Source organism: Gordonia sp. ABSL11-1 (assembly GCF_030315685.1).
GTDB lineage: Bacteria > Actinomycetota > Actinomycetes > Mycobacteriales > Mycobacteriaceae > Gordonia.
Window position 1 is genome coordinate 1 of record NZ_JASXSI010000013.1, and the last position, 18,375, is coordinate 18,375.

Sequence of the window (18,375 nt, forward strand, 5' to 3'; positions counted from 1 at the left end):
GATGATCTGAAACGCGAAGCTGGTGTGGCGACCACCGCCACCGGGTCGCTGCTGCCGATCGGCGACGTCATTCGACTGGCTGCCGACGCCCAGCAGTATTTGGCGGTCTTCGCCGAGCACACCGCGGTGCCGTTGTATCTGGGGCGGGCCAAACGGTTGGCCTCCGAAGGGCAACGGTTGGCCTCGTTCGCCCGACCCGACGGCGAGGTGTGCTCAGCGCCTGGCTGTGATCAGCCGGCCACCCAGGTCGAGATGCATCACGCCGCGCTGGACTTCGCCGAGGGCGGCGCGACTGACATCGTCGACCTCACGCCGGCCTGCCCGAAACACAACCGGATGGTCGGGCACCGGGTCGGACAGTTCACCACCGGCGTCTACCGCGACGGCCCCCACACCGGGCGTACCTGGTGGCGGCGCAACAGTTCTCCCGACGCCCCGGCCAATCCCGAACAGATGAATCGACGCCCCGACATCGCCGGGCTCTACGACCACCATCTCGAGCAGACACGCGCCCGCATCCACCCACCACCACAAGCCACGGCCGATCCGCCACCGCAGCGCCCCACGCTGCACCTCACCGAGACGATCCCGCCACCCATCTCGGCAGTAGAAGCACGCCTGGCGCTGCTCCTCGTCACCGGCAGCCACTGACCGCAGCCAGGACCTGACGACAAGTCGCCGACCGTGTCCAAAACTTCACCGAGCGGGCCCACCGCGGGCACACTCGGCGAAAAACCGGGCACAGTCGGCGCATGCTCGGTCGTCGGGGATGTGTGTCGACCGCCGTCGTCGATTGTGTCGGTTTCCTTGGCTGCCAGGGATTCTCACACCCCCGGCGGCAACTCCCCGAATCGGAACACACGGTCGAAGACCTGGACGAACGTCGAGTACACCGGACCGCCCGACGGCGCAGCGTTCGGATCATTCGGGCCCAGCCAGCGGTACTTGACCGTGACGCTGACCGGGGTGGACTGCGTGACCGTCATGTAGGAAGTCGGTCGGTTCGTGGCACCGAGATACTTGCCCGGCCGGAACAGCAGGACCACCACCGGTGACGACGCCGTGCCGCGCGAGGTGTCGAACGCGGCCCAGAGCAGAGGAGGGCAGTTCGGGGTGCGATCTATCGACGTCGAACGAAGCACCCACTGAGCCTTCGCGCCTCGAATCGGCGGGCCGACCGCACGGAGTCCGCGTTTCACCTCCGGCGAGTTCACGTCCAGGCACATCCCACGACCCGCGGTGCCGGCCACTGAATGGTCGGTCGGCGGCGCGGCAGACGTGACCGGAGCTGTGAAACCGACGGTGAATACGGCTGCGACGACGGCAATGAGCACTGATGTGAAGCGCAGGCGACGGGTCGACATGAGTTCTCCTCGTGCATCGAATCCCGACCGTCCGGTACAAGCGGGACGCTACCGCACTTGGACCGGGTCACGGGTCATTCGGCCGGACGAATTTGTTAGCTGAGGTAACGAACGCGCGTCCATTCAGATAGACCTGATGAGTCTCGTGCATTCGGCGATCGGAGAATCATGAACGGTCACAAGCTAGTCACCGGGATACTCGCCATAGTGATCGGCGTGACGATGATCGCGCTGTGCGGCACCGGGCCTGCCCAGGCCGCGCCGTTGGTCGACGCGGCCGCTGCCTTACGGTCAGCTGGCGTGCCAGACGACATCGCCGCGCTTGCGGTCACCACGAAACACTCAGCGGACACCGCCGACACGATCAACATCGCGCACCCCAACGGCGGATTCCCCGGAACACGCGTCGATGCAGTCATCGATCACCGGCGTCAATCCGTGACCGTCATCCAGCGAGATCTCAGCTTTGAAAGGTCACGGCTCCAGGTCGGTTGGGTCAACCTGCGCACCGGAGGTGCAGGCGTGAACGGGTTGCCCAACGCCGTGCCCGGTGTGCTCGACGGACGCTACCCGACAGTGGATCGCACGGGTGTACTGCCGACGGGCGCCGGCCCGGTCGCCCTCATCGTCTACGGCCGACTTCCTGGCTGGACGGGGTTGATTCCCTTGGCACCAGAGTATTTAGGCTACTTCACCCCCGCACCGGCCTTTGTCACCGTCTGATCGGAGCATCGAGATGCGTCACACGTTCCGCGCCATGGCATTCATCGGCACGTCTGCTGCTGTCGTGGCGGCAGGTTTGTCAGCGGCCGAAGCATCAGCCGCGCCCGTCGTGAACTTCCAGGTCGAACAGGTCCTGTTCACGGGTGACCCGTGGCCGGTGAGCTACGAAGCCTTTTCCGCGAGCACTGCGCGTCCGGGCGTGGCCAGAGTGACCGTGACCAAGCTGTGCAACAGCTTCAATCGGTCGCTCTGCCTCGACTACACGCGTGGCGCGACAGTCTCATGGTGGAACACGTCCACCGGACGAACCGGCACGTCCGTCATTCCCGACGGCGCCGCGCCTGGCTCATCCGTAGAACTGACGACTGGTCCCGGAACGGTGGCCGTGCGGACATCGTCTGCCAGTGCCGCGAACACGATCGTCCCTGGTATCGGATGGATGCGTGTCACCTGACCGACACCGGCGAAACACGACAACGACCGACACCACGGGTGCGAGGAGGCCACATGCGTGCCGCGACGATCTCCGTGATGGCATCGTGTGTGATCCTCGGCGCCTGCGTTGCCGCATGCGTCCCAGATGATCAACGGGAGCAATCTGCTTCAGTGGCCACCAGCACGGTGACCGTGACCGCGTCGCAGTCGTCCGCAGCTGGCACGACCACGGCCGAGACCACCACCGACGCAGGCGGTTCCACGTCATGCTCCACCGATGGCCGAGCGGCGATCTCCGCGGCGATGAGACAGATCGCGCCGCCCTTACCTCCGTCAATGACGGAGTCCCACTGGGTCTATGGGGGCAGCACGAACTACAACACGTGCAACGAGCTCAGCTACGCCACTCTCGACACTGCTGGTGCCACGGCCTCATCGCCCATGCAGCTGTTGCTCTTTCACCACGGGCGGTTTGTCGGAACCGGAATCAAGTGCAACGCCGCCTATCAGACGGTGAACGGCGCATCAGAAACCAGTGTCGACGTCACGTACCGGTATCTCAATGACGGCGACATCAGTGCAAACCCGACGGGCAGCGTCGATGTTGCTTTCCTCTGGGACGGAAGCGAAGTCGTCATGAACGGAGATCTTCCGTACGGCGTAACCCAAGGCAGGTGCTAGCCATAGGACGTAACGTACACATCGGTCACAACGAACACATCTGGACAGCAGTGAATCACCCGGCACTCGGAGGTACTGATACATGAAGCGATCACCTGCTCGTCTGCGGTTCGCAACTGCGGTCACCGCGCTCGCACTCGCGGCCGGATCCTTGGTCGGTACAGCGGGTGCGGCGTCGGCGGCACCGGCCTCTGAGCGGTCGTTCCCGATCAACAACTGCTTCGGTGTCAGCCCGAACATCGTCGATACGCCGTTCATGCCGAGGGGTGTCATCGTCGGCCACTATGACGGCTGGACCAATGTGATGGTCACCTATAGCAGCCTGTGGCTCGGTGTCGGCTATGACTCGGTCGCTCGTTTCGACTGGCGCCATCTCGACAACGGCAAGCGGGGCACGTTCATCTCGTCCACCGCGACCCGCCCACCGAACACCGGCACTCACGGATTCACATGGCCCCGTTACCAGCCGGGCAAAGGACGAGTCGAACTCACACTGAGTGCGGTCAACCGGAACGCGCTGTGGTCGATCCCGACGAACACGTGCAAGACGGTCATCGTCGTTCCGTGATCGGAGCGTGTCGGCGCAATTGACCTCTGAGGAAGAACCTGATAAGACCTCGGTGCCTCTGATCAGCCCACCGAGGACCTGCGTGCGCGGCCCGGCGATACTGGCGTCATGACGACGAACGACGGCCGCGGGTCGAACGGTATCGAACGCGACAGCATCTATCGAGTGATGATGATCATCCTCGCGCTGGCAGGAATTGTGCAGACCGTGCTGCTGACAGTGATCCCGTTCGTCGCAGACGTTCCGCAGAACGTCGTGTTCACCACCGCGCTCGGGGCGTTCACCACCCTCGGCTATCTGGTGACGATCGGAGTTGCGGCTCAGCGTCCGCTGCAGCGGGCACTCATCCGTCGAGTGGCGCTGACCATCATCGGCGTATCCGTGGTGACCACCCTCCTGGTGTACGTGTGGTCCGACAGTGCCGACAACGGCAACAACATTCTCATCGCGAGCTCATGCTTCATGGCGCTGATCATCTTCTTCACGACGCTGGCGGGCGTTTCGGCGGCCCGGGAGTAGGTCAGATGAATGCCGCGCCACCCGGCGAGGTCATCGGGGTCGAGCTCATCTGACCTGGCAGAATCGCCCTCACCCGAGGAAGGAGGCCGGCAATGGCAGGGCATCGGATCTTCACGACCAGCTTCGCCAGCATCTACCCGCACTACGTGACGAAAGCGGAGCGGAAAGGCCACACGAAGGAGGAGATCGACCAGGTGATCTCGTGGCTCACCGGGTACGACGACGCCGGCCTCGAGAAGGTGCTCGCCGACGAGACCGACCTCGAGACGTTCTTCGCCGAGGCACCCGACTTCAACCCGAACGCCGAACTCATCACCGGTGTCATCTGCGGCCACCGCATCGAGGACATCGAGGATCCGCTCATGCAGAAGATCCGCTACATGGACAAGCTCGTCGACGAGGTCGCCAGGGGGAAGAAGATGACGTCGATCCTGCGGGGGTGACACGGGAGCCGGCTCATCGCCTCGCCGATCTCTCACAGGCGAGATCACGCTCGGGCATCACCCCGTCGACGAGATACCGGGTGACCGCATCGTCGGCACACAGGTTGGATCCGAGCACGTACCCACCATGACCGCTGCCGTCGATGGTCACCAGTCGGGACCGGTCGCCGAACTTGTCGTTCAGGAGTTGGCCGCCGCGTAGCGGTGTCACCGGGTCGCGCTGGTTCTGCACGATCAGTACGTTCGACGGCCCGCTGCTGTTCACCGGGACAGGCGGTTCCGCGTTCTCCCGCTTCCAGAATGCGCAGGGACTGATGTTCGCGCTCGCTGCCCCGAACAGCGGATACCGCTCGCGATCCTCGGCCACGCCGCGCCGGTAGACGTCGACATCGGTCGGCCACTGGATGTCGTTGCAGGTGACCGCCAGGAAGACGCTCCAGCCGTTGTCGTTCGGTGACAGGTCGGATGTGGTGGGTGGCGGCACATCGGATGTGGGTCGTGGGTTGACGTACGACACCCACGACTCTGCGGCTTTCTCGTAGGAGCCGGAATTGTAGAGCGTGACAAAGGTACTCAGTCGAAACAGAGCGCCGTCGATGCCGTCGACAGGGTTCTGGTCGAGGTGATCCGCCAGGTGCAGGTAGGTACGACGTACATCATCGGGCGTCCTGCCGAGATGATACCGGTCGTGCCGAGCGGACACCCACGCAGCGAAATCGGGGAAGGTCTGCTCCATGCCGATCGCATACCGTCGTAGTCCATCACGGTTGAGGTGGGTGTCGCCCAGGTTGCTGTCGAGCACGATGCGATCTGTGCGGTCGGGGAACAACGATGCATACGCTGCTCCGAGTCCGGAGCCGTACGAGTAGCCGAGGAAACTGGCGGTGTCCTCCCCGAGCGCCGCACGGATACGGTCGAGATCGCGCGCCATGTTCGCGGTCGTCACGTGGGGCATCACTCCGGATCTGTCGTGGTCAGCACAGTGCGCGGCAATGTTTCTCGAGAGATCAGCCTGATCGGTGACCGCTGAATCGTCGACAGCGTATGGCGGAATGTTGCCGCGGTAGTCCTGATCGTTCGTGAAACCGCAACTGATCGGGGACGAATGGCCGACGCCGCGCGTGTCCATGCCGATCAGGTCGTAGGTCTCGCGAACACGCTGCGGGAGCCCGCGGTCGGCGAGGAACGTCGGCTGATCCAGCCCTGCCCCGCCCGGGCCGCCGGGATTCAGCAGCAGGACGCCGCGTCGCGTGTCGGGGTTCGTGCTGGCTAGTCGGGAGACTGTCAGGTCGATCTGAGCGCCGTCAGGTTCGTGATAGTCCAGCGGGACCGTCACCGTCGAGCACTCCAATCGGGTCTGTTCTCCCGAACCCTTCCTGACGTCCTCTGGGCAAGCAGCCCAATGGAGTTCGCGACGGTCTGTCGAGGACTCAGAAGCGTCGGGCGACTGCGGAATCGATGAGCATCCGGCGACGGCGACGATGCTGCACAGCAGAGCTGCCGACGTCGTGAATCGATGCAGTGATGAGGACATGACGTTCCTCCGTGTTCGTCAGAGATGTTGTGGTGCAGTCAGTTCGCCGCAGCGTCGAGGAGCCAGTGGTAGCGCAGTCGAAGGGCGCGCTCCATGCTGGCGATGGCAGCTCCGACGCCGAGTGCGATGTTGAGCCAGACCGGCAACGCGATCGGTGAGACGAAGATGCCGAGGGAGTCGGCGATTGGTGGGATCTGCGAGATCGGTTCCGCGATCTGCAAGGCGAGCAGAGCGACTCCGATCAGTAGCAGCGTGACGGAGAGGGCGCCGATCGACGAGCTCAGCGCGGGATGTCGGTGCTGCAGCCGGGCGCGGCGTCCTTCGGCTGATCGCGGATCCGGGCTGAGTTGATGCTCGGCGCCGGTGGTCGTGACGAAGTGGCACCGCTTGAGTCCGAAACCGCTCATGGCGACCTCGATGGTGCCGCCCTCGACCGGGAACCGAGCAGGGAGCTTCGACGACGCGTGATGTCGACCGTCGAGGTAGAGGTCGGCGGTGACGTCGCCAGAGCTCTGGTTCTGCCAGTGTCGGACGTCGACGGTGTATGTGCGAGAGGGTGCGGTGTCGTCGGGGAGGGGTAGGGACAACAGCGCCCGGCCGGGAAGTTGCCACCACCGGAACGGTTGGAGGCCATATCCGTCGCCGGGTTGCACACGCCGTGCCGCTCGTTGTCGCTGCCATTTGCTCAGCACGATCGTCGTCCTCTCCTGGGTCCGTCAGCGACTAGCACGCTGTATTGTTGGCTACGGAACACACGCTAGCACACTGTGCTAGCACGGCGTGCTAGTGAGAGAGGGAAATGACAAAGGACCAGGTGAAGGCCCTCGACTCACGGGCCAAGGTGATCATCGCGGCGTGCGAGATGATCGACGAGGACCCGTCGAGCACATTGAGCGTGCGGGCCGTTGCGTCGCGTGCCGGGGTGAGTATGGGTTCGCTGCGTCATCACTTTCCGACGCAACGGGCCTTGCGCGATGCCGTGCTGGCGACCATCTACGACGTCGTCGCCGCCAACGATCAGATCATTCATGACACGTCGGTGCCGGCCAGGGATCGACTCGTTCAGTGCTTACGACAGATCTTTGCTCCCGGGGTCGGCGACGAGGCCCGCCGAGCGTGGATCAAAGTGTTCGACGCGTTCATCGTGCCGGATCCGACACCCGACATCCGGCGGTCCTACCTGGCAATGGAGGCCGAAGGGCGACGTCGTGTCGAGCACTGGCTCACCGTTCTGGCGAACGAGGGTGCGCTCCGCGAAGGCGACACGACGGCGCAGGCGCGTTTTCTCTCGACCGTGTGCAACGGGCTGTCGATCGAGCGGGCGCTGCCGGTCGAGGACTCGATTCTGCACGCCGAGACGGAAACGCTGTATGCGGCGGTGGATTCGGTGGTGAAGAGGTCCGGGTGACGCCAGGTTCCGAGTCGGCAGATCATTCGGAGACCGTTTGTTCGAGCTCCTGGATCTCGGTCATCACGTTGCGCCGGGCCTGCGTCTCCCACAGCTCGCGGCCGACGTCGGTGTGGAAGAGCGTGTCGTTCTCGAGCAAGCGCCGCAGAACATCCGCGCGGCCGATGCGGAAGTGGGCATCGGGTACGGACTGGTACTCCGCACGAACCTGCTGGCGATACAGGCCGTACCGGGCGGGTGATTCACCGAGGATCGACAGATCGGCATCACACAGCGCGGCCGCGTTCGCGTCTCCGGGCAGGACGTGGTGTGACGCAGTGACTCTGACCAGACGTGCGACCTCCTTCGCGAACGGCTGCCCGTCGAGCATCGTCTCCGCGAGTTTTGCAGAGCGACTTTCATTGTCCGGACCGGGGATCTCGTAGATGGCGTCGTGAAACCACACGGCCAGTCGCACGGGGACCGCCTCGAACGTAACGCCTGCGCGGCCGAGTTCGCCGAGTGAACTCAGGACCTGCTTCAGGTGATCCACGGTGTGATAACGCCGTTGGGGCTCGCTCCAACGCGCGAGGAGGTCGTCACGCTGGACTTGGGTGAGTGCGGATTCGGTGAGTACTCCGTCACTCATGAAACTGGCCTCTCGGAAGGCGAGGTCTGGCCGTGTCGGGCCATCCGTCCTCAGTGAGCACGATCCACGTGTCTGGCGGAGTTGTGAAGTCCATCCACCGCCCATGGCCCAGGTACAAAGAGTAAAGGTGTTCGTCTGGGAAGTTCCCCATCCGGAGATACAGCACCGCTCCATTCGTCGGGCCGCGAAACCATGACCTGTCCATAGGATCTGGTGTGAACTGAACCGGTGCTGCGAGGGCGGCTTCGAGGTCGGGAACTGACGTTGCGCGTTTAACCATTCGACGTTCCTCAGTCTTCCAGATGTGCGGATTTGACTGTGCGGATAAGCGACGACAGTTCCGCGGCTTGCTCGGAAGCCGTTGTGCCAGTGCATTGGACCAAGTAGACGACGTTCGAACGCTGGTAGAGAACGTACTTGGTCACTGTGAAGAGCCAGCCCACATTGTCGTCGACGAACGAGCCTGCCTGGATGGTGCTTCCATCATTCAGCCCCGAGATCGGGTATCTGTCGGCTTGCTGCTCAGTCCAGCCAGGTAACAGGCGAGCCTCGTGGAACGCCTCGTCGAGGCAATCGTTGACATCAATGCCGCAGTCGACGACAAACCTGGTCACCGCCACGAACACGTTGTCCCTGAACGCCTGTGTCGTTGACGGGTCGGCCAGTGCTAGTCGCAAGTAGCCGGATTCGCGGTGGTCACCGTCCTCATGCCACCCCAGCAGATCCAAGTCGAGCCGTATCCGCCCCGGGATGGTCCGAGGATCAACGACGCGCGCCATCGAAACCGACATCAGGCGCACGCGTTCGTAAATTCCGAACTCGCTCAATCGAGGAGTCCTCCCATCTGCTTGCCGAGGCGGCCACCTAGGAGGCCGCCGGCCAAGCCGCCGATTACTGCACCAGCTGCGACGCCGACGGGTCCCCCGTAGACACCCACCATCGCACCGTACTCTGCACCCGCCCACGCCCCGGCAACGGCGCCAGTGCCGGCTCCGGCCGCTTCAGGAACCGTTTCGGTTCCTTCCTTGACCTGGTGGTAGCCGTCATAGGCCTCGTACGCGATGGCGGCCGGGAGCGCAGCTTTTCCAATAACTCTCAGGGCTCCGCGGCCTGCTTCTGGTACAGCGTCAACGGGGCCGGCGCGGCTGCTCATCCGGGCTTCCACGTCCTTCGGATCGGGAAGCTTCGGGCTCTCCGGATTCACGCCCAGCGCCTCGTTGACGGACCCACGACTTGTGGATGAGGATCGGATGATGTCCTCAAGTGCCTGCTCACGAGTCATCTGATACTTGGTTGCTTTGCGTTCGATCAACTCGTCCATGGTCTTGTTGGGTTCGTCCCTGAATAACTCGGCAGCCAAGACTCTGTTCTCCATCAAGTCACGAGCCTTCGTCCGAATCTCGTTCCGCAGTTCCATCGCTATTCGTGCGCGTTGATCGACTGGCAGATCGGATTTTGCAAGAGTTTCGTTGAGCGCCTTCAGGCGCTTCTCCGCCTCCGTGTAATAGTTCCGAGTCTCTGCCTCGGTCAGCGACCCGTCCGGGTACTCCGGCATGCCCAGTGACGCCATCCCGTACTTGCCGTGGTACGAACCATCGAAAACGCCGATCGGGAGGCCCTCGGGCTTGACCTCTCCATCGGCCGCCCGTATGGCTGCAGCCAGGGCATCGTCTGCCTCCTCCGCGTTGATCAGCAGTTGATTGACGAGCATTTGGAGCGCGGCACGATCCGCCTCTCGCTCCCCGGCGGCCTCGACCGTCAGCACGGTTTGCAGAATCGATCGGACAGTGCCGTCATCCTCGATCGTGAACATCTTGGCTGCCGCCTCGGCGCGTAGGCGTTGGAGGTGATCCTTGATGGCCTGGACCTTCATGGCGGCAGCCTTTGCAGCCCGCCCGATCGCACCAATCGTGCCGCCGTGTTAGCTGAGATCTACTCTCGTTCGACCCACCGATCGCTGTGCGGCGGAGGCAGCATCGCCGTCCCAGGTCGAGAAGGTCGACAAGTTCTTCAGCTGCGTCGCCTGTGACTCGCAGTGATTCTCCTGCGCGGCACATATATTGAATACGGCCTCGATATCGCCGGCATTCCAGCGATCGATGTCGTCGATCCCGATCACAGATTCAGATAATCCGTGGAACCAGACCCGCGAGCAGGAGCCCGGGCGATGCTATTGGCCGACGATGTGTCTTCCGTTTCGTATGTGATGGCGGACGCGGAGAACCTTGCCGAATGGTCTCCCAGTCGGGCTGTGACTGCAGTCGCGGACGTCCGGAGGGAGTCCAACTTCTCGCCCAGAGCCGCAGCGGATGCACCTACCCACCCCGACGCAGCTTCACCGAGTTGCTCGTGGCCGGACTCAAACACCCGGCTCGTATCGTCGTGCCAGCCGTTGAGCTGATGCGCACCGTACCGAAGGTCGGCCGGATCGACCTTTACATGTTCGCCCAATGGGAATCCCCCTGTGACCCGAAGGGCAGGTGCCGTAGACCCTGCTGAATTGCGACGCTAGCATCGGCGGCGCGCTGCCGATTCTCATGATCGGGATGGGCTACGCGCAAAGGCGGCATCTCGGACAGCGAATCATTCGATCAGACGACGATGGACGTATCGCCAGGTTACTCACCCGCCGCATCCCACACCAGCCCGCGCCCTCGAGCACTCGGCATCGCCTCGAGTACGTTTGCTTGCACGTCCTCAACCTCGTGGCCCAGCAGCACACCGTAGGCGACGGCCACGTTCGGCGTGCGTTGATGACCGGCAACACAGTGCAGCAGAACCGTTTTGCCCTCAGCGCGAAGTACGCGGACAGCATCTGCGGTGTCGGCGAGCACGAACGCGAGGTTCGGATTGTCGGCGGGGTCGTTCGAGTCCATGAGGCGCGACTCGACGACCTCGGTTGCACCGGCGAGGCAGGTCTGCTGTCGGCCGACCCGGCACATCGACACCACCGCGTCAGCAAGGTGATCGGCGGTGGCGTGGGTGCCCAGCAGGACGCCGTCGTCGTTCGGATGCGGGATGACTTCGGTGAAGGCGTGCTCGCGGTAGTCGACATTGTCGGTCGTCGGCCATCCCGTGCTGTCGGGTCGTCCGCCCCGGACCGTGAGGGTCGCGAGGGCGACGAGGTCGTGGGCATCGCTGGGCTGCGCTGCGTGTGGCCATCCGTGAACGGCTCGCCGCCACCGCCACGGCTCGGCGCTCGCACCCCAGCGTGCACCGAGCAGGCCACCGGCGATCGCCGCGACGGTGTCCGTGTCGTTGCCGATGCGGATCGCGGTGTCGAGGGAGTGCTGCAGGTGTAGACACTCGATGGACTCCGGGACCGGTGTCTGCTGGATCGCGGCGGCCGCGGCTTGCAGAGCCGTGACGGTGAAGCCGTTGGGTGTGAACGAGTTCGGGGCCCTGTCGTCTGTGTCGTCGAGCCATGCGGACCATCGATCGGCACGGTCGGCCGGGATCAGGTCGAGGCCGGCGCGGATGTCGATGCGTCCGTCGAGCACGGCGATCCGGATCGCCTCGCACCAGAGCACGCACGAGTTGCCGACGAGGTCATCCGCGTGTGTGAGTGAGGCGACGAGCCGTGCGACTGTGGCAAGGCGGTCGCGATCGTGGAGATGGGCCAATGCCACCGGTGCGGTGCGCATCAACGCACCGTTGCCCGCCGAGCGTGGGTGGGCGTCCGCGAAACGCTCCGATTCCTCGCGCATCACTCGGCCGGTGCCGCGCTCACCGACGTCGAGTCGACGGCGGGTGGCGCCCAGCACCGCGCGGGTCTGATTGCCGACATCGGGCGGGTTGCCGTCGTACCAGCGCAGGAAGTTCTCGGCGATCGCGTCGAGCGCGTCGTCGGAGGTGAGGTCGGCGCCTGTCGACGCGACCAGTGCGATGGCCATCGCCATCGAGGTGTCGTCGCTCCACTCGCCCGGCTCGAAGTCGCCGAGACCGCCGCCGAGCATCTGCGGTGACTCGTCGGACGACAATCGGCGGGACTCGAACTCGTCGGGGACGCCGAGTGCGTCGCCCGCGGCGGTGGCGAGCAGAACGCCTGCGGCGCGGTCGAGTTGGGCGGTGGAGAGGTGGGGTGGTTGGGGCAAGCGGGGGCCTTTCGATTGAGGGATGGTTTCGATACGCGTCGGGCTCGATTTCGATACGCGTCGGACTCGCTTCGCTCGCTCGTCGCTACTCAACCAGCGGAGGGGCGGCGACCGCGCTTGCGGTTTCCGAGGTGGTAGGAGTCGCGGGTCGCCTTGGAGGCGTAGCCGGCACCGGCGAGGGGTGCCTGGGAGCCGAGATCCTCGATCATCTGGAGTTCCCGATCGATCATGGCCCGGTCCTCGGGGCTCGCGTACATCGCTGCGCTGCGCAGACGTTCGTGGGATGCGCGCAGTTGCGCCTGCCCGGCCGTCATGTCACCGGTCTCGTAGGCGTGCGATGCCTGCAGCTTCGCGGCCTGGCCCTCCTGATACAACCGTTCCGACTGCACTTTCGGGTCGGGCACACGCTCATCCAACTCGTCGCCGGGGACGACGTTGACCGAGATCGGCAGGGAGACCGTGTGTTCGGTGATGGAGGCGGACTCGACGTAGCGCAGTTCCAGCGTCGCGATCTGGGTCAGCCCCAACGCAGCGAGGCCGTCGACTTCCATCCGCAGCAACAGCTTGCGCTCCTCGAGCGCGTACAGATCGCCGAGCTCGATCATCACCTCACCATCGGCGGTCTGATGTGCCGGCAGGTCGTTGTACAGCGAGAGTTCCTGCACCTGAGGCACATACCGCACGGTCAGCGTCACCGCCTGCGCCGACTTGGACAGCAGACCCTCGACCTCACCGGCGATCGCTGCGCCGGCGGTGTCTGGGTCGTCGGCGAACACGTGATTGCCGTTGCCGGAGCGAGCAATCACCGACAGCAGCGACTCGTCGTACCCGCGGCCATAGCCCAGGGTGGAGGTGATGATGCCGTCGGCCGCGGCCTTTGCAGTGCTGCTCGCGAACTCATCATGATCCTGGATGCCGCCGTTCACATGGCCGTCGCTGATCACCAGGACGGTCCCGCCACGAATCCCGGCGGCCTTGGTGCTGCGTCGCAACTCCTGCAGTCCGCGGAGGTAGCCGGACGACAGGTCGGTGCTGCCGCCGGGCGTCACCGCGCGGATGGCGTCGATGGCGCGCTGCTTGTCGGCGAGCGGACACGCCGGGACGGCCACCTGAGCGTCGTTGTCGAAGGTGACCACCCCGAACATGTCGGACGGGTCGAGCTGGGCGACCACCCCGGCCAGCGCCTTCTGCGCACCTTCGAGTGGGGGCCCGGACATGGAGCCGCTGCGGTCGAGCACGACCTGCAAGGCTGTGGGCGCGCGGTCGGTGTCGGGTCCGGCCGGAGCCTGGAGTTCGAGCAGGACGGTCACCTCATCGGCCGACTCGTGGGCAACGACCTCGACATCGAGAGCGGCGGAGAGCTTCATGGCATTTCCTTCCTCCCACCCGGCATCCGACCGAGGCGGTGACTTTTCGCGTTTTCGAGTTTACTACTTTGCGCAGACATTCGCATAGGGTCGAGTGGTGAGCGGTCGAGCCAACCCTCGTCTCAGTGATTTCCCGCGCCCGAGCGTGGCGGTCGACATCGCGGTGTTGACCGTCGTCGACCGCGAGCTGCAGGTCGTCGTCCAACGCACTCCGAACGGTGGCGCACCGGCGCTGCCAGGACGATTCGTCCGCGACCGCCACACCGTCAACGAGACGGTGCGCGAGGTCCTGGAACTCAAACTGGGGCTCTCGCCCGACCACGTCCGGCCGCATCTGCTCGCGGTCTTCAGTGATCCTGATCGAGATCCCCGTGGATGGACGATCTCGATCGCGCATGCGGTGGCTTTGCCGCCCGACGAGTTGTCGGACGTGGTCGGCGAGCTCGAGCCGGTGTCAGACGACGGGCGCCTGGCCTCTGGCGAGCGGCTGCTCTACGACCATGACGAGATCATTGCAGCGGCCACCGACAATCTGCGCGATCGCTACGAGGACCGTCCCGACCCGGACAATCTGCTGCATCAGCCGTACACACTGTCGGAGCTCCGCGAGCTGCACGAGGCGATCCTCGGCCGACGACTCATGCGCGACTCCTTCAACCGACGGGTGCAACCGCTGCTCGCCGCCGCGATGGATGCCGAGGGCAAACCGGCGACCCGTGTCGGTGGCGGACGCCCCGCGCGGCTGTACTCCAAGGAGGCGCCGGCGACGGCGACGTTCGGGTGGCGGTTGCCGAGCGCGACCGATCCGATGGGCTGACGGCGAACGCGTGTGTCGGGCGACCAGCCGGCGGACATGACCAGCCGACTGTGGGTTTGCCGACCGATAACGACGAGTTCACCGGGACGACACTGCAGGTGACGGCGCCGACGGATGCTCTGTCTCGCCCGATTTCGGCGCGGTGAGAATTGTCACCGCTTCGGATGTGGCAGCAGTGCGTGACCGATACGTCCGATTCTGCGTGTTGCACGATCGAAACATTTCTGTAACCGAAACCATTGTCTGCCAAGTGAAACCGACGTCCATCGGTGAGGGCTCGGCGCGCGCTGTGGCGAACGACATCGCCGCTCAGACGGACCGAGGCTTCGATCCGAGGTCTTTGTCCGTTCACCTTCGGCTGCTTACGGTGTGGCCGCACACGGCTGGGTAAGGCTTCCCACACCTCATCGAGAAAGGGAGTAATGACGACCACGACGGGACGGTTGCAGAGTGCGCAGGACGAGAATCCGAGACGCGGTGTCATCGGTGATGACGACTCCCTGGCGATAGCGCAGATCGCCTCGCCGGTGACGGGCGGGGCTCGGCTCGCCGACCCCGATCCGCTGTGTGAATCAGTTGCGCGAGTGGCTGCTTCGGCTCTCGACGCCCCAGTCGCTTACGTGTCCGTCGCCGGGTCCGGCAGCGAGATCCTTCCCGGAGCCGTCGACCGCGACGGGGCCCGGCCGTCGACGACCAGTGAGATCGATGGCGTCATATCCCGCGCCGAGCAGGAGCTGCGGACGAACGACGGGGTCGTCGTCGGGATGCTCTGTGTGGGTGATCGATGCGAACGTGATTGGGCGGACGAGGATTTCGCGCAACTGGCCGAGCTGTCCGAGCTTCTCGTGCTCCAGCTCGAACAGCAGTTCGCCGGGACCGTCGACATGCCGGCCCAGTCACAGGACGCGTCGCCGACCGATGACCTCACCCTCCTTGCCGAGACCGTGACCTCTTTCGCCGATCTCGCCGAGCGCAGCGACGATCCGACCCTCCAGCGGTATGCGGCGACATCACGCCGACGACTCGCAGCCGCGCTCGACGGCCGGACACCCGAGCGGGACCGCACCCGTGAGCGGCGCACATTCGACGTACACCACGCGGTCGGACGTGCGCTCCGCGAAGCGGCCTTCGTTACCGGTCACGAGAGTGTCGACAGCGACCTCGGAGACACCGCCGTGATGACCGACGGCGACCAGTTCGCCATCGAGCGGGCCGTGACGCACCTCGTCAGCGCGGTACTCAATCACACCGAGACTGGTTCTCCCCATGTGAAATTGACCGCCGACGACGACCACTGCGTGCTGACGGTCACCTCGGCGACATGCGCGATGCCCGCGGCCGAGGTGTCCCGCATCGTCGCCGACCTCGACGACACCACCGCAGGATCGTCGACCGCGACCCTCCGGCTGGCGCGAGGAGCGGTCATCGCATCCACCGACGCGGTCGGGGCGACGTCGGGACCGGCCGGGACCACCGTGACGACCCGGTGGGCGCTTGGCCGTGGGTGAACTGTCGTGGGTCGATCCTGCTGTTCGGGGTGCGATCGCGACAGCGGTCTTCGCTGCGGGGTTCGCCGCCGCACGACTTCGCTGGAAGCGGGGTGAGCGTGATGACGGCCAGGCGGGTGACTCGGGGCTGGACTGACGTCCACGCCGGTGTCGCGCTGTGCGCCACGCTGGCCGCCGTGGCCGGGCTGCTCGGCGGGCTGGAATCAGGTCCGATGCGCCTGATGGTGCTCGGTGTCGCCGTCGTGTGTGTGGTGGTGGGACTCTACTTCGACGCGTTCGCCGGCGTGGTGATCGGCCTGCTGGCAGGCGCCGCTGCCGTCGTGGTCAAACGATATGTGGGCGTGTGGAATCGCGAGCAGTTCCTGCTGGCCACGGCCATCGCCGCGGGAATCCTGGTGCTCGGTTGGTCGGCGGGCCTCGTCGGCACGCGCCTGCGCGAACTGGTGCGTGCATCGGAGATGCCACGCGCAGAGGTGCGGCCGGCGTTCGGATCGCTGGGCCTGCTCGCCGAGGAGCGGGCACGGCCACGTCTGGACGACGAGATCACCCGGGCCCGCGCGCACAAGCGCGCCCTCGGTGTCCTCATCATCCATCTGCGGGTGACGAATCCGGATCTGGACGAGGCGGCGCGCCAGGCCGTGCGACGCGCGCTGGCACGCCTCGTCGAAAGCCTGCTGCGGCATACCGATGTGCCGTTTGCCTTGCAGCCGGACGAATTCGGGGCCATCCTGCCCGAGACCGATCAGGTCCGGGGCTGGGGAGTCGTCGGGCCCCTCGTCGAGGCCGCCGGTCGGTCGACGTTCACCGACCGCGACTCCGGGACCCGTCGCAGTATCTCCGACTGTGCCGAACTGTATGCGGCGCTGACTTTCCTGACCGCCGACATCGCCGACGCCGACGAGATGATCGCGCGCGCGAGGTCGTCGGTGGAAGAGCAGGTGGTGGCATGACGCGAGCAGCTATCGGGCTGCTGATTCTCGTCGTCATCTGCGTTGTGCTGCTGAGCTATTGGCGCATCTCCATCCGGGGGCACCAGCGTCGACTGCGTCAGCTCGACGTGCGGGTACACGTGAACGGCATCCGCGGGAAGTCGACGGTCACCCGACTGGTCGGTGGCGTGCTCCGCGAGGGTGGGTACGTCACGGTGGCGAAGACCACCGGCAGTGCCGCGCGCGTGATCGGACCGCACGGCGAGGAGACCCCGATCTTCCGGCGCGGGGCGGCCAACATCAACGAACAAATCGACGTCGTCGCCGAGCACATCGGTCCGGACGTGGAGGCGCTGATCATCGAGTGCATGGCGGTACGTCCGCTGTATCAACAGTATTCGCAGGACTACATGGTCCGCTCGGACATCACGATCATCACCAACGTGCGTGAGGATCATCAGGAGGAGATGGGGGAGACCCTCGAGGAGATCGCCGACTCGATGGCGGTCACCATCCCGCGCAACGGGATCGTGATCACCGCCGAGGACCGCCCGCACCTTCGGGAACGGCTGCGGAGGCGAGCTGACGAACGCGGAAGCGTGCTCGTCTACGCCGATCCCGAGGCCGTCGACGACGAGGACATGCGCGGCTTCGACTACCTGCAGTTCAAGACCAACGTGGCGGTCGGCCTCGCCGTCGCGCGCCTCACCGGTGTGAGCCGCCAGGCGGCGCTCGACGGTATGTGGAAATCCGTGCCCGATGTAGGCGTCGTCCGATTGCGCTCGTACGACATCCGGGGCAAGTCGGTGTTGTGGGTGCCGATGTTCGCGGCCAACGACCGGGAGAGCGTCGCACTGACGTTCGCGACGTTGCAGGCACAGTTCCCGCCGAACGCCACCGTCGTCGGCATCCTCAACAACCGCCGTGACCGGGGTCGTCGAGCAGAGCTGTTCTCGCACATGGTTCCTGATGACCTGTCGGGCTATCTCGATCATGTGATGACCTTTGGTGCCTACGAGGACACCGTCACGAAGACGATGGTCGAGCGCGGCTACGGGCGAGAACGCATCCATCAGATGGGGGAGACGGTCCAGCCGACTCTCGACGAGATCCTCGACGAGGTCGCCGATCTCATCGACGGTCCGAGCGGCGTCCTGGTGGGCATGATCAACATCCACACCGAGCAGGCCGAACTGCTGATCGACCACTTCCAGGAACTCCGGGGCGCCGACCATCGCAGCGAGATCGACGAGTCCCGCGACCCACGACGGGCCTCGATCGGAGTCGCACGTCTGCGACGCGCCGGTGCCCATCATGTGGGGGCGCCCGTGGGCCGAGAGATCGAGGCGGGGTAGGC

Annotated in this window: 21 protein-coding genes; 12 read left to right on the forward strand and 9 right to left on the reverse strand. The window is 65.0% G+C overall.

The genetic code is table 11. The annotated features are described in order from the left end of the window. Nucleotides 1-651 (forward strand): HNH endonuclease signature motif containing protein (locus QSJ19_RS15125; RefSeq protein WP_286321557.1); only part of this gene is annotated, 651 nt, incomplete at its 5' end. Between the two features lie 173 nt (nt 652-824). Here the strand turns inward: QSJ19_RS15125 and QSJ19_RS15130 are convergent. After that, nucleotides 825-1,364 (reverse strand): LppP/LprE family lipoprotein, encoded by a 540-nt coding sequence (locus tag QSJ19_RS15130; protein WP_286321559.1) that lies wholly within the window; start codon nt 1,362-1,364, stop codon nt 825-827. A gap of 300 nt (nt 1,365-1,664) precedes the next feature. Here QSJ19_RS15130 and QSJ19_RS15135 point away from each other — a divergent pair, with 300 nt between their 5' ends. From QSJ19_RS15135 to QSJ19_RS15160, 6 genes are all read left to right on the forward strand, one after another. Further along, nucleotides 1,665-2,087, forward strand: a complete 423-nt coding sequence (locus tag QSJ19_RS15135; RefSeq protein WP_286321560.1) for a hypothetical protein — start codon at nt 1,665-1,667, stop codon at nt 2,085-2,087. A gap of 34 nt (nt 2,088-2,121) precedes the next feature. Beyond that, entirely contained in the window at nt 2,122-2,541 is a 420-nt protein-coding gene (locus QSJ19_RS15140; protein WP_286321562.1) for a hypothetical protein, read from the forward strand. A 53-nt stretch (nt 2,542-2,594) separates the two neighbouring features. Then, entirely contained in the window at nt 2,595-3,203 is a 609-nt protein-coding gene (locus QSJ19_RS15145) for an LppP/LprE family lipoprotein (RefSeq protein WP_286321564.1), read from the forward strand. 82 nt (nt 3,204-3,285) lie between these two features. Further along, nucleotides 3,286-3,771, forward strand: coding sequence for a hypothetical protein (locus tag QSJ19_RS15150; RefSeq protein WP_286321566.1), 486 nt, complete (start codon nt 3,286-3,288; stop codon nt 3,769-3,771). A gap of 108 nt (nt 3,772-3,879) precedes the next feature. Then, nucleotides 3,880-4,290, forward strand: a complete 411-nt coding sequence (locus QSJ19_RS15155) for a hypothetical protein (RefSeq protein WP_286321567.1) — start codon at nt 3,880-3,882, stop codon at nt 4,288-4,290. A gap of 92 nt (nt 4,291-4,382) precedes the next feature. Next, nucleotides 4,383-4,733 (forward strand): DUF2200 domain-containing protein, encoded by a 351-nt coding sequence (locus QSJ19_RS15160; protein WP_286321568.1) that lies wholly within the window; start codon nt 4,383-4,385, stop codon nt 4,731-4,733. Between the two features lie 13 nt (nt 4,734-4,746). On the opposite strand, the gene QSJ19_RS15165 is transcribed toward QSJ19_RS15160, so the two are convergent. Together QSJ19_RS15165 and QSJ19_RS15170 are read right to left on the reverse strand one after the other, a co-directional pair. Next, entirely contained in the window at nt 4,747-6,267 is a 1,521-nt protein-coding gene (locus QSJ19_RS15165; RefSeq protein WP_286321570.1) for an alpha/beta hydrolase, read from the reverse strand. Between the two features lie 38 nt (nt 6,268-6,305). Further along, complete coding sequence (locus QSJ19_RS15170) at nt 6,306-6,959, reverse strand: hypothetical protein (RefSeq protein ID WP_286321572.1); 654 nt, start codon at nt 6,957-6,959, stop codon at nt 6,306-6,308. A gap of 107 nt (nt 6,960-7,066) precedes the next feature. Here QSJ19_RS15170 and QSJ19_RS15175 point away from each other — a divergent pair, with 107 nt between their 5' ends. Then, nucleotides 7,067-7,675, forward strand: coding sequence for a TetR/AcrR family transcriptional regulator (locus QSJ19_RS15175; RefSeq protein ID WP_286321574.1), 609 nt, complete (start codon nt 7,067-7,069; stop codon nt 7,673-7,675). A gap of 22 nt (nt 7,676-7,697) precedes the next feature. Here the strand turns inward: QSJ19_RS15175 and QSJ19_RS15180 are convergent, their stop codons facing one another. The 6 genes from QSJ19_RS15180 to QSJ19_RS15200 form a co-directional block, all read right to left on the reverse strand. Continuing rightward, a complete protein-coding gene (locus tag QSJ19_RS15180; protein WP_286321575.1) occupies nt 7,698-8,303 on the reverse strand; it encodes an HD domain-containing protein in 606 nt (201 codons plus the stop codon). 290 nt (nt 8,304-8,593) lie between these two features. After that, nucleotides 8,594-9,130 (reverse strand): LpqN/LpqT family lipoprotein, encoded by a 537-nt coding sequence (locus QSJ19_RS15185; RefSeq protein ID WP_286321577.1) that lies wholly within the window; start codon nt 9,128-9,130, stop codon nt 8,594-8,596. Continuing rightward, entirely contained in the window at nt 9,127-10,176 is a 1,050-nt protein-coding gene (locus tag QSJ19_RS15190; RefSeq protein ID WP_286321578.1) for a phage head morphogenesis protein, read from the reverse strand. The genes QSJ19_RS15185 and QSJ19_RS15190 overlap by 4 nt, the downstream gene beginning before the upstream one ends. A gap of 242 nt (nt 10,177-10,418) precedes the next feature. Next, a complete protein-coding gene (locus tag QSJ19_RS26800) occupies nt 10,419-10,754 on the reverse strand; it encodes a WXG100 family type VII secretion target (protein ID WP_353507147.1) in 336 nt (111 codons plus the stop codon). 167 nt (nt 10,755-10,921) lie between these two features. Further along, nucleotides 10,922-12,397 carry an ADP-ribosylglycohydrolase family protein gene (locus tag QSJ19_RS15195; RefSeq protein ID WP_286321579.1) on the reverse strand — a complete coding sequence of 492 codons (1,476 nt, stop codon included), beginning with the start codon at nt 12,395-12,397 and terminating at the stop codon, nt 10,922-10,924. Nucleotides 12,398-12,486: 89 nt separating this feature from the next. Then, entirely contained in the window at nt 12,487-13,764 is a 1,278-nt protein-coding gene (locus QSJ19_RS15200) for a vWA domain-containing protein (RefSeq protein WP_286321580.1), read from the reverse strand. A gap of 97 nt (nt 13,765-13,861) precedes the next feature. On the opposite strand from QSJ19_RS15200, the gene QSJ19_RS15205 reads away from it, so the two are divergent. From QSJ19_RS15205 to pgsB, 4 genes are all read left to right on the forward strand, one after another. Then, nucleotides 13,862-14,581: an NUDIX hydrolase gene (locus QSJ19_RS15205; protein WP_286321581.1), complete on the forward strand. Its 720-nt coding sequence runs from the start codon at nt 13,862-13,864 to the stop codon at nt 14,579-14,581. 422 nt (nt 14,582-15,003) lie between these two features. Then, the gene (locus QSJ19_RS15210) at nt 15,004-16,089 is read left to right on the forward strand and encodes an ATP-binding protein (RefSeq protein ID WP_286321582.1); all 1,086 of its coding nucleotides are present in this window, start codon (nt 15,004-15,006) and stop codon (nt 16,087-16,089) included. A gap of 101 nt (nt 16,090-16,190) precedes the next feature. Next, nucleotides 16,191-17,039: a nucleotidyl cyclase domain-containing protein gene (locus tag QSJ19_RS15215; RefSeq protein WP_286321583.1), complete on the forward strand. Its 849-nt coding sequence runs from the start codon at nt 16,191-16,193 to the stop codon at nt 17,037-17,039. Further along, nucleotides 17,036-18,373: a poly-gamma-glutamate synthase PgsB gene (gene pgsB / locus QSJ19_RS15220; RefSeq protein ID WP_286321584.1), complete on the forward strand. Its 1,338-nt coding sequence runs from the start codon at nt 17,036-17,038 to the stop codon at nt 18,371-18,373. The genes QSJ19_RS15215 and pgsB overlap by 4 nt, the downstream gene beginning before the upstream one ends. The last annotated feature ends 2 nt before the right edge of the window (nt 18,374-18,375 follow it).

Bases quoted from the DNA above. Each gene is read 5' to 3' on its own strand.
- QSJ19_RS15150 (WP_286321566.1), top strand. From the start codon at position 3,286: ATGAAGCGATCACCTGCTCGTCTGCGGTTCGCAACTGCGGTCACCGCG.
- QSJ19_RS15160 (WP_286321568.1), top strand. From the start codon at position 4,383: ATGGCAGGGCATCGGATCTTCACGACCAGCTTCGCCAGCATCTACCCG.
- QSJ19_RS15175 (WP_286321574.1), top strand. From the start codon at position 7,067: ATGACAAAGGACCAGGTGAAGGCCCTCGACTCACGGGCCAAGGTGATC.
- QSJ19_RS15200 (WP_286321580.1), bottom strand. From the start codon at position 13,764: ATGAAGCTCTCCGCCGCTCTCGATGTCGAGGTCGTTGCCCACGAGTCG.
- QSJ19_RS15215 (WP_286321583.1), top strand. From the start codon at position 16,191: ATGACGGCCAGGCGGGTGACTCGGGGCTGGACTGACGTCCACGCCGGT.
- QSJ19_RS15130 (WP_286321559.1), bottom strand. From the start codon at position 1,364: ATGTCGACCCGTCGCCTGCGCTTCACATCAGTGCTCATTGCCGTCGTC.
- QSJ19_RS15165 (WP_286321570.1), bottom strand. From the start codon at position 6,267: ATGTCCTCATCACTGCATCGATTCACGACGTCGGCAGCTCTGCTGTGC.
- QSJ19_RS15190 (WP_286321578.1), bottom strand. From the start codon at position 10,176: ATGAAGGTCCAGGCCATCAAGGATCACCTCCAACGCCTACGCGCCGAG.
- QSJ19_RS15155 (WP_286321567.1), top strand. From the start codon at position 3,880: ATGACGACGAACGACGGCCGCGGGTCGAACGGTATCGAACGCGACAGC.
- pgsB (WP_286321584.1), top strand. From the start codon at position 17,036: ATGACGCGAGCAGCTATCGGGCTGCTGATTCTCGTCGTCATCTGCGTT.
- QSJ19_RS15145 (WP_286321564.1), top strand. From the start codon at position 2,595: ATGCGTGCCGCGACGATCTCCGTGATGGCATCGTGTGTGATCCTCGGC.
- QSJ19_RS15140 (WP_286321562.1), top strand. From the start codon at position 2,122: ATGGCATTCATCGGCACGTCTGCTGCTGTCGTGGCGGCAGGTTTGTCA.
- QSJ19_RS15180 (WP_286321575.1), bottom strand. From the start codon at position 8,303: ATGAGTGACGGAGTACTCACCGAATCCGCACTCACCCAAGTCCAGCGT.
- QSJ19_RS15210 (WP_286321582.1), top strand. From the start codon at position 15,004: ATGACGACCACGACGGGACGGTTGCAGAGTGCGCAGGACGAGAATCCG.